General features: G+C 57.6%; 15 protein-coding genes and 2 pseudogenes. 4 read left to right on the top strand and 13 right to left on the bottom strand.

Annotation, left to right across the window (positions count from 1 at the left end):
• Positions 1-8: 8 nt before the first annotated feature.
• The 3 genes from EJ079_RS33845 to EJ079_RS10500 all read right to left on the bottom strand — a co-directional run bounded on the left by EJ079_RS33845 (position 9) and on the right by EJ079_RS10500 (position 1,551).
• On the bottom strand, positions 9-152 hold the full coding sequence (locus EJ079_RS33845) for a hypothetical protein (RefSeq protein WP_245469374.1): 144 nt from the start codon (positions 150-152) through the stop codon (positions 9-11).
• A gap of 41 nt (positions 153-193) precedes the next feature.
• Positions 194-550: an aminotransferase class III-fold pyridoxal phosphate-dependent enzyme gene (locus EJ079_RS33840; RefSeq protein ID WP_245469375.1), complete on the bottom strand. Its 357-nt coding sequence runs from the start codon at positions 548-550 to the stop codon at positions 194-196.
• Between the two features lie 95 nt (positions 551-645).
• Positions 646-1,551, bottom strand: a complete 906-nt coding sequence (locus EJ079_RS10500) for a LysR family transcriptional regulator (RefSeq protein ID WP_127808952.1) — start codon at positions 1,549-1,551, stop codon at positions 646-648.
• A 110-nt stretch (positions 1,552-1,661) separates the two neighbouring features.
• Here EJ079_RS10500 and EJ079_RS34190 point away from each other — a divergent pair, with 110 nt between their 5' ends.
• A complete protein-coding gene (locus EJ079_RS34190; RefSeq protein ID WP_127808951.1) occupies positions 1,662-2,666 on the top strand; it encodes an NADP-dependent oxidoreductase in 1,005 nt (334 codons plus the stop codon).
• Positions 2,667-2,720: 54 nt separating this feature from the next.
• On the opposite strand, the pseudogene EJ079_RS10490 reads toward EJ079_RS34190, so the two are convergent.
• The 6 genes and pseudogenes from EJ079_RS10490 to EJ079_RS10470 form a co-directional block, all read right to left on the bottom strand.
• Positions 2,721-4,277, bottom strand: a pseudogene (locus EJ079_RS10490) (IS66 family transposase).
• Positions 4,278-4,346: 69 nt separating this feature from the next.
• Positions 4,347-4,700, bottom strand: a complete 354-nt coding sequence (gene tnpB / locus EJ079_RS33235) for an IS66 family insertion sequence element accessory protein TnpB (RefSeq protein WP_164873760.1) — start codon at positions 4,698-4,700, stop codon at positions 4,347-4,349.
• On the bottom strand, positions 4,697-5,086 hold the full coding sequence (locus EJ079_RS33230; protein WP_135855987.1) for a transposase: 390 nt from the start codon (positions 5,084-5,086) through the stop codon (positions 4,697-4,699). The genes tnpB and EJ079_RS33230 overlap by 4 nt, the downstream gene beginning before the upstream one ends.
• 338 nt (positions 5,087-5,424) lie before the next feature.
• The gene (locus tag EJ079_RS10480) at positions 5,425-7,407 is read right to left on the bottom strand and encodes an argininosuccinate synthase-related protein (RefSeq protein ID WP_127808950.1); all 1,983 of its coding nucleotides are present in this window, start codon (positions 7,405-7,407) and stop codon (positions 5,425-5,427) included.
• Entirely contained in the window at positions 7,404-8,321 is a 918-nt protein-coding gene (locus EJ079_RS10475) for a DMT family transporter (RefSeq protein ID WP_236473635.1), read from the bottom strand. The genes EJ079_RS10480 and EJ079_RS10475 overlap by 4 nt, the downstream gene beginning before the upstream one ends.
• Before the next feature lie 687 nt (positions 8,322-9,008).
• Positions 9,009-9,227 carry a helix-turn-helix transcriptional regulator gene (locus tag EJ079_RS10470; RefSeq protein ID WP_126105025.1) on the bottom strand — a complete coding sequence of 73 codons (219 nt, stop codon included), beginning with the start codon at positions 9,225-9,227 and terminating at the stop codon, positions 9,009-9,011.
• Between the two features lie 109 nt (positions 9,228-9,336).
• Here EJ079_RS10470 and EJ079_RS10465 point away from each other — a divergent pair, with 109 nt between their 5' ends.
• Positions 9,337-9,603 (top strand): DUF2285 domain-containing protein, encoded by a 267-nt coding sequence (locus EJ079_RS10465; RefSeq protein WP_063169299.1) that lies wholly within the window; start codon positions 9,337-9,339, stop codon positions 9,601-9,603.
• A 436-nt stretch (positions 9,604-10,039) separates the two neighbouring features.
• Here the strand turns inward: EJ079_RS10465 and EJ079_RS10460 are convergent, their stop codons facing one another.
• Entirely contained in the window at positions 10,040-10,273 is a 234-nt protein-coding gene (locus EJ079_RS10460) for a helix-turn-helix transcriptional regulator (protein WP_126097360.1), read from the bottom strand.
• Between the two features lie 116 nt (positions 10,274-10,389).
• On the opposite strand from EJ079_RS10460, the gene EJ079_RS10455 reads away from it, so the two are divergent.
• Positions 10,390-10,671, top strand: a complete 282-nt coding sequence (locus tag EJ079_RS10455) for a DUF2285 domain-containing protein (protein ID WP_063169301.1) — start codon at positions 10,390-10,392, stop codon at positions 10,669-10,671.
• Positions 10,672-11,204: 533 nt separating this feature from the next.
• Here EJ079_RS10455 and EJ079_RS10450 read toward each other — a convergent pair.
• Complete coding sequence (locus EJ079_RS10450) at positions 11,205-11,942, bottom strand: LuxR family transcriptional regulator (protein WP_127811321.1); 738 nt, start codon at positions 11,940-11,942, stop codon at positions 11,205-11,207.
• On the opposite strand from EJ079_RS10450, the gene EJ079_RS33225 reads away from it, so the two are divergent.
• A complete protein-coding gene (locus tag EJ079_RS33225) occupies positions 11,929-12,234 on the top strand; it encodes a hypothetical protein (protein WP_164873687.1) in 306 nt (101 codons plus the stop codon). The genes EJ079_RS10450 and EJ079_RS33225 overlap by 14 nt on opposite strands.
• Positions 12,235-12,877: 643 nt before the next feature.
• Here EJ079_RS33225 and EJ079_RS10445 read toward each other — a convergent pair.
• Positions 12,878-14,284: an aminotransferase gene (locus EJ079_RS10445; protein ID WP_127808949.1), complete on the bottom strand. Its 1,407-nt coding sequence runs from the start codon at positions 14,282-14,284 to the stop codon at positions 12,878-12,880.
• Positions 14,285-14,474: 190 nt separating this feature from the next.
• A pseudogene (locus tag EJ079_RS33820) lies at positions 14,475-14,895 on the bottom strand (transposase); the annotation flags it as partial.
• Between the last annotated feature and the right edge of the window lie 320 nt (positions 14,896-15,215).

Below are 15,215 nucleotides of genomic sequence, written 5' to 3'. Positions count from 1 at the left end.
GCTGGAACTCATGCCACCCGACCGACCCGGGAATTCGCAGCAGCGGCGCCGTCGAGTGCAGAACGAATGCCGTCAACCAAGGCGTCGATCTCGCTTTCGGCGATTACATAGGGCGGACAGATTGCAAGCACGTCTCCCATATTGCGGATCATGACGCCGTGCTCGCGGCACCGCCGCTCGACATCGCCGATCCTCAGCTCGGGCGCGAAGACGCGACGGGCGCACGATCCTCGACGATCTGAACCCCCGCGATGAAGCCGCGGCCGCGGGCTTCACCGACAAGCGGATGGTCGCCGAGCGCGTCCGCGAGGGCTCCATGCAAGTGATCGCCGAGACGACGCGCCTGGGTCACGAAATCGATCTCGCGGTAGATCCTGATCGCCTCGGCGGCGACGGCCGCTATCACCGGATGACCGGAGTAGGTGAAACCGTGACCGAACACGCCGACCTTGTGGGCCTCGTCAGCGACGCATTGATAAATCTTGTCGGAGATAATGACGCCGCCAATGGGCAGGTGACCGGATGAAAGCCCCTTGGCGATCGAGAGCATGTCCGGTTCCATGCCAAATGTCTGGCTACCAAACCAGTTCCCGGTGCCTCCGAAGCGTAAGCGGTGTGCCATCGGCACCTAGACTGGGTGCGGGGTCATGAGGTCTCACGTGGTATTCTTGCCACTGAAGACCTCCGCCAAATAGTCAATAAACACCCTGACTTTACGTGGGGTGTGACGTCGCTGAGCATAGAAGGCGAAGATCGGTGCTCGATGGGTTCATAATCCGGCAGCAGCCGCACGAGGCGGTTCTCCGCTATATCCTGGGCGACCATGAAATCGCCCAAGAGGGAGTAGCCCCCTCCCGCTAGGCACGCGTTTCTCACCGCTCGCGCTGAGTTCATTGTCAGATGCTGCGGCACTTCGAAGTCAATGACCTTTCCTTGATGCGAAAACCTATGAACGCGCCCCCATTCTCGGCTGACCTGAGTAACGGATGGGCAAGCTTTGATCTCGTCCAAGGTCCTGGGTGTCCCATATTGCTCGCAAAACTGGGGCGTAGCGACGAACACGATCCTCTGCGTGAAAATTCTCTGCGCAATCAGGGATGAATCGTTCAATGGCCCTACTCGGATGGCGACATCGAAGTGCTCTCCAATAAGATCGACCAACCGATTGCCAAGGTCGATTGAGACCTCGAGCTGCGGGAACCGTCTCACGAACTCGGGAACCGCTGGTGCCAGGCACTCATTGCCAAAGGCCGTTACGCAGGAGACGTGGAGCTGGCCGCGAGGGGTTTCGTGGCGTTCGCGTACCGCGCTCCGCATCAGATCAAGCTCCTCCAGGAGGCAGGTGCTCTTTTGCACGAACTCCATCCCGGCATCCGTCAGATTGATCTGCCTGGTGGTGCGGTTAAAGAGACGTACGCCGAGATCGGCCTCCAGGTCTGCCACAATGCGGCTTACCGAGGCAGCGGAAAGGCGCAAATCCCGGCTCGCAGAAGAGAAGCTGTTATGCCTGGCGACTGCCACTGCCACCTTCATGGCCTCGATCATATCCATGCGCCATTCTTCCGAAATCCAAAATAATGTCTCTCACCCAGCGCCTATTAACACGGAAATCGGATTCATGCATCAATGCGGCGAACGCTCAATTTGAGGAGATGATGGACATGTCCACGAATCCTAGCTGGCTACTTCGGAGCTACCCTTCCGCAATGCCTTCCGTCGAGAACTGGAGCCTGGAGGACCGTCCAATTCCCGAGGCGGCGGATGGTGAGCTGCTGGTGAAAACTTTGTGGCTCTCCGTCGACCCCTATATGCGCGGTCGGATCAGCCCCGCGAAGAATTATGCTACTGGTTTTAAAATTGGCGATCTGATGTGCGGCGGCGGAATTGGCGAGGTAATTACGTCTGAGTCTCCAGACTTCAAGCCAGGCGACGTCGTGATGAGCGATCATTTTGGTTGGCAGCCGTGTAGCGTTATCCCGGCCGCGTCGGCCAAGCCAGTGACAACTACGGACGCTCCGATTCAGTCCGCGCTGAGCTATCTCGGCATGCCCGGTCTCACCGCCTACTTTGCCCTCCTCAGAACCGCAAATCCGAAGGTGGGGGAAACGGTGTTGATCTCTGCCGCGTCTGGATCTGTAGGGCAGATTGCGGGACAGATCGCGCGGATCAAAGGGTTCGACCCAGTCGCTGTTGCGGGCTCTGACGAGAAGCTGGAATGGTGCAGGGAGCTTGGATATCGGACAGGCGTCAATCATCGAAGCTCGCCTGATCTCGTGGCAGATGTCGCGACCGCATGCCCCAAAGGCGTCGATGTCTTTATCGACAACACCGCCGGGCCGATTCACGACGCAGCCATGTTAAACCTCAACACCTTTGGCAGGGTGGTGGTCGTCGGGACTATTGCCTTGGCCGACCGGTTTGACCAGCCCGATATCGGCCTCAGGCATCTCAGAAGGACGCTGATCACCCGTGCGCGGATAGAAGGGTTCTTGCTCGACGACCACGAGGGAGAATACGAGATCGCGATTGCCGATCTGCTGTCATGGTACAGACAGGGACTGCTTCAGACACGGGAAGATGTTGCGGAAGGGATTGAGACCGTGCCCCACGCTTTCGTTCGGATGTTGAAGGGAGAGAACTTCGGCAAGCAACTGGTCAAGCTGTGATGCTCTGAACGAAGATTTGTCCGCTTCGGCAAAACTGCGATTTTTGTGCACGCGTTACTCAAGCGGATAATTCCAAGGCAGCAGCTCATCGATCCGGCTCTGCTTGTGGCCGTTGACGATGGCGGTGAGCGTGGCGGTCAGGTAGGCCTGCGGGTCAACGGCATTGAGTATGCAGGTTTCGACGAGCGAGGCGATGGTCGCCCAGTTCTCGGCTCCGACGTCGTGGCCCGCAAAGAGCGCATTCTTCCGATTGAGGGCGATAGGCCGGATGGTTCGTTCCACGCTGTTGTTGTCGATCTCGATGCGACCGTCGGTCAGGAAGAGCTTCAGACCGTCCCAGTATTTGGCGATGTAGGCCACCGCCTCGCCGAGTGGGGACTTTGTCGCGACACGGGCGCGGTGATGGACGAGCCAAGCCTGCACGTCGGAGACCAGCGGCGCTGATCGTTCCTTCCGTCCAGCAAGGCGAGCCTCCGGGTCAAGGCCGCGCAGTTCGGCCTCGATCCGATACAGTTCACCAATCCGTTTGACACCGTCCTCGGCCATCGGCGCTGTTCCGTTGCGAGTGATCTCAACCAGCTTGCGCCGGGCGTGGGCCCAACAATAGGCAAGCCGAATGTCTGATCCGATACGGTCAGGTGCGATCAGTCTGTTGTATCCGGCATAGCCATCGACCTGCAGGATGCCGGAGAATCCCTGCAGTATTCGTTCGGCATGAATGCCCCCGCGACCGGGAGCGTAGGTGAAGGCCACACCTGGCGGAGCACCGCCGCCCCATGGTCGATCATCCCGCGCAAGCGCCCAGAAGTATCCGGTCTTGGTTTTGCGCGAGCCGGGATCGAGAACCGGGGCACGGGTCTCGTCCATGAAGAGCTTGGACGAGCGCTTCAAGTCGGCAATCAGCGCACCGAAGACGGGACGCAACTCATAGGCTGCGCGGCCGACCCAGTCGGCGAGCGTGGAACGGTCGAGATCAATGCCTTGGCGGCCCATGATCTGGGCCTGCCGATAAAGCGGAAGGTGATCGGCATATTTGGAGACCAGGACATGGGCGACGGTCGCTTCTGTCGGTAGGCCTGCCTAGATCAGTCGTAGTGGAGCCGGAGCCTGAACGACGCCGTCAGTGCACGCACGGCACGCATATTTAGGGCGACGGGTGACGATGACGCGGAACTGCGCCGGGACTACGTCCAACCGCTCCGCCACATCTTCGCCGATATAATGCAAATAACCGCCGCAGGAGCAGATCAGGCTTTCCGGTTCAAGGACCTCTTCGACACGAGGAAGATGCTGAGGAAGGGAGCCGCGATTGGTCGCGCGCGGCCTAGTGACCCTGTTCCCAGGACGAGCATCGGCTTCCTCCTCGGCATGGATTGTTGCCATGGCCGTTTCCAGGTCTTCCAGCGCCAGATCGAACTGGTCGGGATCGGCCTTCTCGGACTTGCGCCCGAAGGCTGCCTGCTTGAAGGCCGAGACCAGTTTCTCAAGCCGTTCTATCCGCTCATCCTTGCGGGCAATCTGGGCGTCTTTGCCTGTCTCGCGCGCCTTCGCCGCGATCAGCATCGCCTTCAGGGCGGCAACATCATCGGGAAGATCAGCGGCGTCCAGCATGGCCGGAACCTACCAAAGCCCGGTCCGTTTTGCCTTCGGAATTTGTTGTGCTGAGTCATCGTGCCGCAGCTATTCTATCACCCTCGGCGCTCTGGTCTCGACGGCGCGAACCCGCTGCCAGTCCAGGCCCGCGAACAGTGCCTCGAACTGGGCATGGCTCAACGTCATCAGGCCGTCCTTGATGCCGGGCCAGGTGAAGCTGTGCTCCTCCAGCCTCTTGTAGGCCATCACGATGCCGCTGCCATCCCAGTAGATCAGCTTCAACCGATCCGCTTTGCGTGACCGGAACACGAAGACTGTTCCGGTGAACGGGTCCTTGTGCAGCTCGTTCTTTACCAGCGCCGCCAATCCATCATGCCCCTTGCGGAAGTCTACCGGCTTGGTCGCCACCATGATGCGCACGCGGTTCGATGGAAAGATCATGTCGCCGCTGCCAAGGCACGCGCGATGGCAGCGATCCGGGCAGCAGACGCACCTTCCTCAAGACGGATTGTGACAGGACCGACAACGATCTCGGCGCGGGAGGTCTGCTTCGCGGTTGGCGGTTCCGGCGCGGGCGTATCAATGACCATTGCCGCGAATTCCACGGCATCCTCTGGCGCGGGCAGAACCAGCTTGCCCTGCCGCGCCAGCGTGCGCCAGGACGACAGGTGGTTGGCCTTCAGCCCGTGGCGCTCCGCTACTTCGTTCACCGTCACGCCCGGACGCAAGCTCTCCGAAACGATCTGTGCCTTGACCTCATCCGGCCATTGGCGATGCGCCTCACGTCGGCCCCGCCGTGACGTGAGAACCTCCAACGTAGTGTCCATGGAGAAACTCCTTGTCGCTCGTCCATGGAACGTCGATCACAGATCAGGCAACTGCGGACAATGTGAGGGCAAAACAGCGGTTACTCCGAAGCCGCAGACCACCTCGTCGGACAGCATGAGGATAATTTCTCACTTTCTTGCGAAGATCGGGGGTGACCACGGTCATTCGTATTACGCGAGATCCGCGAGGCCAAAAACCATCACACCAGAGGAGGCGAAACTGCTATCTAGGTGTTTAGATGCAAGAAATTAATCCTGCATTGTTCCCGCACCAGGAACACCCGAGAGGATACCAAGCCGTATTGAACCTTGTTGAAATGCTCTCGGCGCGCTGGGCGTTATAATTTCTCGAAGGCGATCACAAGGACGTCGCGATAAGCGTACGGCATTTTCAGGTTTTCGGCCACAATCGACGATACATCGTGAAAGGTTTCGCGGTCGTTGCAGATCACAAAATCATTCGGGGAGTTCATTTCGACCTCGCCGAGGAACTCCTTTGAGGCGTCGGTGATCATGCTCATGCCGCCGGTGACGTTGACCCGCCCAATCATATAGCAAGCAATGAAGTCCACCCCGTCCTGGTGAAGGCCCTCGGGTGCCGGTTTGCCGTTTACACCATCGCGCGCGACAATCCGGTAGGGATGGATCTTGATATTCCAACGATCATGTCGGGCGGCTTCACATAGAATTCTGCAGAAACCTGTCAGAATCTTTTCTAAGACGGGATGGTCTATAAAGGAGTTTTCAAGGGGCTCGAAGTGGCGCTTGAAGCCGCCATTCAGATGATTGACACTTTGTGATTGTTCGTAGGGGGCGTGGGGTAGGAGCCTAAAGATTCCGTCAGTTGCGTCATATTCAAAAGCGCTATAGCGCCGGTAACGATATGTTCCGCCGTCACGCATGTATTCATCGAGAAGAAGTCGATTCCAATGGTCAGCAAAGTTCTTCCAGGCTGCATCAATTTCGATGCCAAAGCAGGCTTCGGCGCGCTCGCCTTTTGAAAACCACCATCCATTTGTCACCAGACCGTCAGTGCATTGTTGACTGAGGTTGGCCGGTGCCTGGGGTGCGTTGTTTTCCACGGGTGTCTCCCTTTTGGCGACTTGGCGAGGACGGAACGCTTTGGACGACGCTATGTGGGTTGCGGCTTGGTATTCCCAAAGGTGGCGGTCCCTAATGTATCTCGGTGTCCTGGCTCGGATCGACCGAGGTAAAAAGCGTGTGTGATCGACTATGTAGCTGACGCTCCCGCTAACGCCCTCGAGGGCGGATGCAATGGCCCGTTCGCACATCTGGTGAATAGTACTGCCCCATGCACCTGAAACCGCCTCTTGGGACCAGGCTTGCTCAAGCCCTTGCTTCAAAACGATTGATGCCACGTCAAGAGAAGCGGTTTCGAGGTGACGCAGCGCGTCGAAGATAATGGCCGCCGCAGGGGCCTCGCGGACTTCGAGAACCTTTTGGCCGGTTGTGATGTGTTCAAGCCCGACAAAGCGGCCGTGCCCGAATTTGCCGACCGTGTTATTCAGGAACGGGATTGCGTCGACCAATGCAACATCACGGTCATCAATTGACACGAGACTTCCGTCTGCAAACCCGAGTTTGATCTCTACCGGCTGCTCTGCGGGAATGTTGCGCGTCCAAGCAAATGCCTCCTCGGGGATGGAAAAGTTCTCGGGATCTTCCAAAGGCCCCGACTCGAATTCCCGACACCAGAGGTTTTCGTCCGCGCTCCACGTACGGTCCGCCACAAAAGTCGCTCCACACTTGGACAGGTCGGAGGTCTTCTGTTGTCGGGATATCACAGAGCATTCATACGGACTGCCGAAGTTGCCGGAAAATCCTGAGCGCTTAATGCTATTGTTAAGGCGCGGAAGACTGTTTTGAGAAAGGTTTGCTGTATGAAGAACCAGCCGTGAGCCGATTGACCTTGCATGATTAACAACCAAAGATGCGATTATGGGACGGCTCAGCGAACTGCTCAACGGATAGATGCCAAGGTACTTGGCGTGGGCTCGAATGGCTGATTTCACGCCTTGTTCGACAAAGGCATCCCGCCCTTCGAGGCAGACAAAGCGCGCGCCGAACATGGCTGCCGTCCGTTCCAACAATGGCTGATCGATGCGCGTTCCGACATCCGCTGCGACAGCTTCAATGTTCGCAAAGCCAAGGCTTTGCAGCTTGTAGAGAAGATAGGTGCTGTCGAGACCGCCGCTGAACATGGTTGCAACTGGTGCGGTTCGGTCCGGAAAAGCCTCCAGATCTTCAAAACTCGAAATGCCGCCGATGGCGGGTTTGGTGGAAGCCAAGTTGGGGTTCATTTGGATGTCCTGCTCTCAAACCAGATGCCAGCAAACGTCCCAGCGAGGACGAGGCCTGCGCCTATCAAGCTCGGTACTGTCAAAGGCTCATTCAGAAGAAGGTGCGCTAGAACGAAACCAAAAAAAGGTTCTGTTCCCATCAAGAAGCCAACCCGTGTCGGTGTGGATTTTCTCACTGCGGCATTTTGAATGTAGAATGCAGCGAGGGTGCAGAAGAGTGCAAGGAAGGCAACAGCGCCCCAAAACTGAAGGGTGGCCCTCACAACAAGGCCTGAAATTCCGAACTGAGCGACGGCCAAAACGAAAGTAAGTGTTGCCACCGTCGATCCCTGGATGGCCGTCAGGGCTGCAGATGAAATCTGCCGGCCGGCCAGAAGGCGTTTGGTGGAAACGACCATAACCGCTCGCAGAATCGCGGCCCCCAAGACAAGCGCGTCACCCGGGCTGAACCTGCTGATCCCGCCAGTGAGAATGCCGACACCGATGCACGCTATGGCAGCACTTGCCAAAATGCCCGTAGGTGGAAGTCGCCGTGATAGCCCATAGTCGATGATCGGCGTGAAAATCACACAAAGCGATATGATCAAGGCCGTGTTCATTGCGCTTGTCGAGGCAACGCCGTAAGTTTCAGCAATAAAGATGCAAAAAAGTATTGTTCCCAATGCGAAGCCGCGGATGAAATCGCCCCAGGAGACCAATGCGATCTCATGTCTTGCAGCCACTGCCGTAATGATCGTAGTAATCAGGAAGCGATAAAGGACAAGTATCGAAACCGGCGCGTAGAACAGTGCGCCTTTCCCGACCGGATAGCTCGCCCCCCAAACGAATGCGACTCCCAGCAAGGCTAGATCCACCGAGAAAGATGGCGTCCGTGTTTTCCTGACAGGTATTGGAGAACTTTCGAAAACGTCCACCTTCAAAGTTTCCTTTGTGTTAGCCATCCACCCTGCTGCGAGGGTCGAACAGATCAGGTCGTTCAGCCTTGGGCGGTCCGTGCCGCGGCGTACTTGTTTTTGGTAACGCAAGTGCCGTGCCGATTCGGAAAACCATTGCTAGACAACAACCTGGTCGCCTTGATAGTTCGGCGGTTCATGTCCATCGTTGTCAGAATGCCGACAATGACTTCAACTGCAGGGATCCTACCGGCAGGGCCTCAAGGCGAACACGCGGCTCCTAGATGCCGACACGATGGCTGGTTCAGCCATGCTGCGACAGTTGCCTGTTTTTTCGGTTCCTTTGCTGTTCGCGCGCTAACCGCAACGCTCCATACTAGTCTCGCGTGCCTGTCCCCGTGGGGCGGGCGACAGAAAGCGATTAGGCCCGCTGAAAGAGGCAGACCGCATCCGAAGGACCGTAACCAAGAGAAGGACCTGAAGCGAGAGCGAAGGTTGCGGCAGGCCGCGGCGGGCCTAAAAGGCAATGCCGACCACCCCACGTCCCAGGAAAAGCTGACAAAAACGCAGCGGCCGACTGTCCAATAGGGTGCGCCCGCGCGAGGGCGAGCTAAATGGCAGGGGCTGCCGGGGGACCTAAGAAAAGCGTGGGTTCACAAGCACCCGGCGCGCGCCATCAGGCCGCCAGCTACTTGGAGGGCGGGTGCATCAGCCCTGTTTGTCGGGCCGAACCAGATCCATGTGGCTGACGCCGAGGGCCAATGCCAGTTCATAGATCGTGATAATTGTCGGATTTCTTCGGCCTTTCTCCAAGCCGCTGATGTACTGCTGACTGAACCCGGAAATCTCCGCAAGCTGCTCCTGCGTCAGGCGCTTCCTTTGCCTGATCCTCTGCACATTCCGTCCGACCAACTTGCGCATATCCATGCACGCAAGCCAGCGGATCAGGCGGCTTGAGTTTATCAACTATAATATGTAATCCACATTTAGCAGGCACAGGGCTTCGCGGGTCCATTGGCCGGAGATAGAATTAGCGATGTTGCAGCCCAGATCGAACACGCCGTTCGCCGACGAGGTCCCCTGGTCGGACCGCATTACAGCCTACGACAAGGACCACTTTACAACCTATATGAGGCTCCTGGACGCCTCGGCAGACAACGCCACTGAAGAGGAAATGGCCAAAGTGATCCTCGGCATTGATCCGGCACGCGAACCTGAGCGCGCACGCAACGTTCTTCGCAGTCATCTCGACCGTGCAAACTGGGTGGTGACGAGCGGCTACAAGGATTTGTTCGCCAGTTGACGAAATGGGCGGTGCGGTCGCTTCGCTTCAAGCAACGAAGTCGCGTAACACCATGCATCGACGTATCACCACAGCGCGGATGGCCCAGCGCTTCGCTGTCTCATCATTTTGTCCTCCGCTCGCCAATGGCTGCTTCCCAGGAATGGGTGCGTCGGCGAATCATGACAGGACCGGGTCCGCCGTCTGAGCCGCACCGCATCCGAAGGGCCGGATGGACAACCTACTGAAAGCTCACAGCTGGCTAAGGGTTGCGGGACGCCGCGGCGGGCCTAGAAGGATGCGGCGCCACCTGCTGGGAAAGGCACAAATAGAGCGAATTGCGAGAGTCTAACGACGCGCTAGGAGGCGCAGCGGAATGGTCGAGACGCCAGAGCCAAGAAAAGCGGGGCTCGACCCACCGGCACACGGCACGCGCGGTGATGGGCGCGGGCGCCCACTACGTGCGCAGGCTCAACAGAATCTCACACGGATCAGCATCGAGGGCCGCAGTTACGTCGAGAAACTCAATGATATCGAGACGCCGCTCGCCACCCTCATATTTCGCCACGAAAGATTGCGGACGACCAAGCTTCTCAGCCACCTGCGCCTGCGTCAGCCCTTTGACATTGCGCAGTGAGATCAACTGGGCCAGAAACCGCTGGTGGCGGGGAGATCGAAGAGATTTGGGCATTTAGGTGAACCGGTCAGGTAGAGACCGGCTCAGCGACTAATCCCCGTTTCGGATTATCCCATTTTGGGATATTCTGCCTTGGATCCAGCGATCAACATGCGAGGTTCGCGGCAGACATGAATCAATCAACGGGAACAGATAGGACTCAAAGCTCAACACTGCTCGACGAAGTCCCTTGGTCTGACCGTCTTACCGCCTACGACAGGGCGCACTTTACCATCTATATGAGGCTCCTGGATGCCTCAGCCGATGAGGCGCCCGAAGAGGAAATGGCCCAACTGATCCTCGGCATTGATCCGGCACTTGAACCGGAGCGCGCCAGGAAGGCGCTTCGTAGTCATCTCGACCGTGCGAACTGGATGGTGACGAGCGGCTACAAGGAATTGTTCGCCAGCTGACAAATTCGCAGTGCTCGGTCATAGAAGCAGGCAGTTCCTGTGCCATTGGTAGGCTGATCGGGGCCTGCACCACAGACGCGCCGGCAAAATGGACCCGGTGGCGAGCACAATTCAGTTCCCAGGAAATCGGGTTTTGGCAATTGTCCGAGCGTCTGACGTGATAGAAGGTTCCGCTCTGTCTGGATGGGTATTAGCCCGGAGCAGCACTCCATATCGTACCGGCGCTCGACGAAGGGTCCACCTCTTCGCTTTCAGGCCGCATAACCGATAGCCATCGCCCTAAGTCAAGGGTTAGAGATTACCGGCAGGCAGGTATGCAAGCGGGCCATCCTCGGAAACTATATAACCGCACGACTAGCTCGTCAGCGACGACACACCCGCTCGAGCACCCATAGACTATGATCACCGGCGCGGACTGGAAGAATACGGCTGCATCGCCCGAGCCGGCGGAACAGAAGATCTCGGCATCCAGTCAACGCTCGATACAAAGCGCGCGATCGAATGGCCCGAGCACAAGGGGATCAAAAAGCTTCTCAGAGAATTGAGGACCCTTCGGACCCCAAAAGGGCTATAGCCTGATTTTGGGTTCGCACGCCTAGCTTCTTCTTGGCATTGTCCAAATGAAAAGCGATCGTGCGTGGCTTGATACCCAAGATGCGGCCGGTCACCCAGGCTGAATTACCCCGCGCTGCCCACCTCAGGCACTCATATTCGCGGGATGTCAGCGAAATCCCATCCACTGTTCGATCGCTCGGCAATTTGCGGCGAACGCAACGATGAAAGCAGGCCGCCATCAGTTGAAGAGCTTGTTCGTACCGCTCAGCGACCCGAAGAAATACTGGACGAGGCTCATCGGCGGCAAAAGTAACCGCAGCGGTGCGGCCGCGGAGATCGACAATTGGGATCGTCAAACCGCAGCAGATGCTGAATTGAGCCGCCTCATCGAATAGCTGCTGTTGAGCCGGCGACATTTTATCGCCTCCCAAATTCGATCCCCAGTGAAACGGGCAGCCGCCATTTCGAGCACGCAAGACCACAGGATCGAGTTTCTCATACTGATTTTCCAGATACTGTCTGGTCCAGCGGGTTGGATAGTTCGAAATTAACCTCGGTTTGCCGGAAGGCCGTGCTGGCAAGGAGAGGTAGGCAAAGAAGATTAGGTCAAGTCGTCCGGCCGCCTCAGCCATGGCATCCCGGAAATCTGCCTCATCGATACTCTGTGACAGTCTTTCAAGGAATGTCTCGAAAACAAGTGGCATGTCCCTCGTCATCGTCGCGCTCGATTCTTCCTCTTTCTGCACGCCTTCCGGCTGCGTCGTGTATGTCCCGACAAACGCGATTGAATTCGCGGGCGTCGCTGGGCTGACCGGGCTCCAGAATGCTGCCACACTTTCGATCTTCGTCGGTCATCCCAATCATGCTGGGCTCACCCGATGGACGTCTGGCAGACGCCTCATGATCTCAACAGCTCAATCAGAGAATCTCCATGCATTAAATCATGACCGCCCCTGCACCGACCAAATCAGGAGAAATCATCCTGCGCTGACCAAAAGCCATCATTGACCCCAGCTTTTGCAGGAATTTGGGTCGGCATTAGCATAACAATTCGGATAGCCGCTCATCCCCCACCCGGGGCGCCGCGATCCGCAAAGAAGTGTTGCGATGCTTTCTTTTCTTTGATAGGCAAATCGTCTCAACAATATTAAAGTGCCTTTCCTTGTGAACGGGGTGGTGTGTGAGTATCGTCCTTTTATATACCTGACGTGATAAAATACACCGCAATTAATATTCTGCTCTTTGTGATGTGAAGGAAGATAACCTTCGGCATTGCCGCACTTTGGAACCGGCGACCGTGGCCCGCTGCAATGATGTAAAGGGCACGTCTAAGCTCAATCTGCATCGGAACGTGCAGATGACCTTTACCAGAGCCTCGATTCCGCACGGGCCATAATGATACTGATTACGTGGGTCAAAAAGGGCGCCCTGCCGGCGGGGAGGTACACCCGCAGGGCGCGCCGCACAGAGGTCCTGGTCGTTGGGCAACAGGACAGCGGCGGCAGAACTGATTCGGTTACAAATCGTGACTGAAATAGCCCGGAGCATGCTCAAGATCAGATATCTGGAATTCAACAGTTTTGGGTCTGCTCGGCGCAGTAGCGCGCAGGGACATGCCTGCCTCCGGACTCGCTCCTTCGCGATCGCAAAATCATACGGCACCCTCGGCCTTCAGCGCGCGATAGGTGGTATCGACCGACTTTACCGTCGCGTCGACAATGATGTCGATCTCTTTTCGGGTAATGATCAGGGGGGGTGCATAACCGAGGATGTCGCCATGCGGCATGGCCCGTCCGATGACACCATTCTCAAACAGAGCAGCTGCAGTGCGCACCCCGACCTGAAGGTCGGGTTCGAATGGTATCCTTTGTTTTGGGTCCCGCATCATCTCTACGGCCGACAGGATACCCACTCCGCGAACTTCACCAACGATGGGATGTCCCGCCAGCTCGGCCTTCATCCGGTCTTGCCAATACGGTCCAACATCGCGGACATGCTCCAAAATATTTTTTTCTTTAAGCAGTCGAATATTGGCGAGCGCGGCTGCGGCACAAAGCGTGTGCCCCGAATATGTCCAGCCGTGGCCGAGTGCGCCGTGCTTCTCAGTTCCTTGTTCCAAAACCGACCAGACACGGTCGCCAATGATTGACCCGGAGATGGGGAGGTAGGCGGAACTCAAACCCTTTGCGATGGTCACGAAATCCGGACGCATGTTATACAGGTGGGAACCGAACTTCTCGCCGGTTCGCGCGAAGCCGCAGACCACTTCATCCGCGATTAGAAGGATATCGTATTTGTCGAGCACCGCTTGAATGGACGTCCAGTACCCTTTGGGGGGCGGCACAATACCTCCTGTCCCAAGTACCGGCTCTCCGATAAAAGCTGCAACCGTTTCCGGTCCTTCGGCCAGGATCAAGGCTTCAAGCTCATCGGCACAGCGCCGGGAGAACGCTTCCTCGCTCTCCTCGCCACGCGCCTGGCGGTAATAGTGCGGCGTGGTTGTATGGCGCACCAAATCCAGAGGCAGGTCGAAGAAATTGTGAAAGAAGGGAAGGCCAGTTAGGCTACCCGTGACCAATCCAGACCCGTGATAGCCGCGATTTCGCGAGATGATCTTTTTCTTTTCGGGCCGGCCAAGAATGTTATTATAGTACCAGACCAGCTTGATGTTGGTTTCGTTGGCATCGGAACCGGAGAGGCCGAAATAGACCCTTCGCATGTTCTGACCGAAATACTCGACCACGGCCTCTGCCAACAGGGCGACCGGCTCCGTACCTTGGCTGGCATAGACGTGTGCGAACGGCAATTCGTGTGCTTGCCTGGCAATGGCCTCGGCGATCTCCGTGCATCCATATCCCATGTTGACGCAGTAGAGTCCTCCGAAACCGTCGAGGCTCCTTCGGCCTTCGGTGTCCCAGATATAGACGCCTTCCGCACCGGCCATAATCCTATTTGGCGTTTCGCCTCGGCTGTGCTTGGCCAAATGCGTAGAAGGATGGAAGACGAAGCTTCTATCCTTCTCCCGGAGTTGCTCGGTTCCCAGATTGCTCAAGCGCATGTCCCTCTCCTCGCGATAAATTGGCGGAGGGCACTCGGCCAGCCACCTGTTTAGCAAATAGCATACCGGAAACGTCCCTTGAGTTTCTCGGGAATGCAGGTTATTCGCCGTGGAATTCGCGGGATCGGCCCGAATTGCCGTGAAAACTAAGGCGTCACCTTCGCCTTAGCCGAGGGTCGGGGGCGCGTCCTGCAAACACGAACAGCTTACGACGCGCATGCGCCCAGCATAGTGCCCGATTAGCGGGCGATATTGACGGATGAATAGCGCTCGGGACGCTGTTCCCGCCGGCCGCGCGAGGCACGATAGAGCGCCGGCGGCCATGTTCCGCCGAACTGCCGGTCATCCCTTACATTCTGACGGTCCGGATCGGTCTTGCCCTTCCAAGGGTGGTAATGCAGGTGATCAGGGGCAAAGCACATTCGCCTCGATCAGCAGGCAGCGGGTTCCGTGCCGCGGCACAGGCTCCAACCTGGTTGGCCAGCGCTGAGAGGCTGAGGTCGTGCCCTCGCGCATATTGATCGCTTTGGCGGTGCGGCGGCTGGTGCTCGGCAGACTTCTCGAAGGAGCATAGCCAGAAGGTTCGGCCCGGCAAAGACGCGCGGCGAGAGCTCCTTGCCATCGACATCTTGATTCGCAGCCGACCAGCGCCGCCAAGTTCTATCGGTCAGCGTGTTGCCTTTCTTGCGATCGCAAATTCGTGGTTGCTGCGCAGGGCGAGCCGAGCTGCGGCTCGCAGGAGGGGGCAGCCGACAGAATTGCGCGGCCTGAAAAGCTGCCTCCATCAATGCTGGCCGCTCGTGCAGTCTCGAAACGCTGGATCAAGCCTCAAACGTCGAACAGCCGCTCCTTTTCCTCGCGAAACCAGCGCCCTCGCGCGACGTGATCTTGCCTGACGATCCGACGCTTCGAGCGGGGCTCCTCTAATAGG

It is taken from the genome of Mesorhizobium sp. M7A.F.Ce.TU.012.03.2.1 (assembly GCF_004006095.1).
Classification (GTDB): Bacteria; Pseudomonadota; Alphaproteobacteria; order Rhizobiales; family Rhizobiaceae; genus Mesorhizobium.
The sequence above is the reverse complement of the archived record's forward strand: the minus strand, read 5'-3'. Positions and strand labels throughout refer to the sequence as shown.

Bases quoted from the DNA above. Each gene is read 5' to 3' on its own strand.
- EJ079_RS33845 (WP_245469374.1), bottom strand. From the start codon at position 152: ATGATCCGCAATATGGGAGACGTGCTTGCAATCTGTCCGCCCTATGTA.
- EJ079_RS33840 (WP_245469375.1), bottom strand. From the start codon at position 550: ATGCTCTCGATCGCCAAGGGGCTTTCATCCGGTCACCTGCCCATTGGC.
- EJ079_RS10500 (WP_127808952.1), bottom strand. From the start codon at position 1,551: ATGGATATGATCGAGGCCATGAAGGTGGCAGTGGCAGTCGCCAGGCAT.
- EJ079_RS34190 (WP_127808951.1), top strand. From the start codon at position 1,662: ATGTCCACGAATCCTAGCTGGCTACTTCGGAGCTACCCTTCCGCAATG.
- tnpB (WP_164873760.1), bottom strand. From the start codon at position 4,700: ATGATCTTTCCATCGAACCGCGTGCGCATCATGGTGGCGACCAAGCCG.
- EJ079_RS33230 (WP_135855987.1), bottom strand. From the start codon at position 5,086: ATGGACACTACGTTGGAGGTTCTCACGTCACGGCGGGGCCGACGTGAG.
- EJ079_RS10480 (WP_127808950.1), bottom strand. From the start codon at position 7,407: ATGAACCCCAACTTGGCTTCCACCAAACCCGCCATCGGCGGCATTTCG.
- EJ079_RS10470 (WP_126105025.1), bottom strand. From the start codon at position 9,227: ATGGATATGCGCAAGTTGGTCGGACGGAATGTGCAGAGGATCAGGCAA.
- EJ079_RS10465 (WP_063169299.1), top strand. From the start codon at position 9,337: ATGTTGCAGCCCAGATCGAACACGCCGTTCGCCGACGAGGTCCCCTGG.
- EJ079_RS10460 (WP_126097360.1), bottom strand. From the start codon at position 10,273: ATGCCCAAATCTCTTCGATCTCCCCGCCACCAGCGGTTTCTGGCCCAG.
- EJ079_RS10455 (WP_063169301.1), top strand. From the start codon at position 10,390: ATGAATCAATCAACGGGAACAGATAGGACTCAAAGCTCAACACTGCTC.
- EJ079_RS33225 (WP_164873687.1), top strand. From the start codon at position 11,929: ATGTCCCTCGTCATCGTCGCGCTCGATTCTTCCTCTTTCTGCACGCCT.
- EJ079_RS10450 (WP_127811321.1), bottom strand. From the start codon at position 11,942: ATGACGAGGGACATGCCACTTGTTTTCGAGACATTCCTTGAAAGACTG.
- EJ079_RS10445 (WP_127808949.1), bottom strand. From the start codon at position 14,284: ATGCGCTTGAGCAATCTGGGAACCGAGCAACTCCGGGAGAAGGATAGA.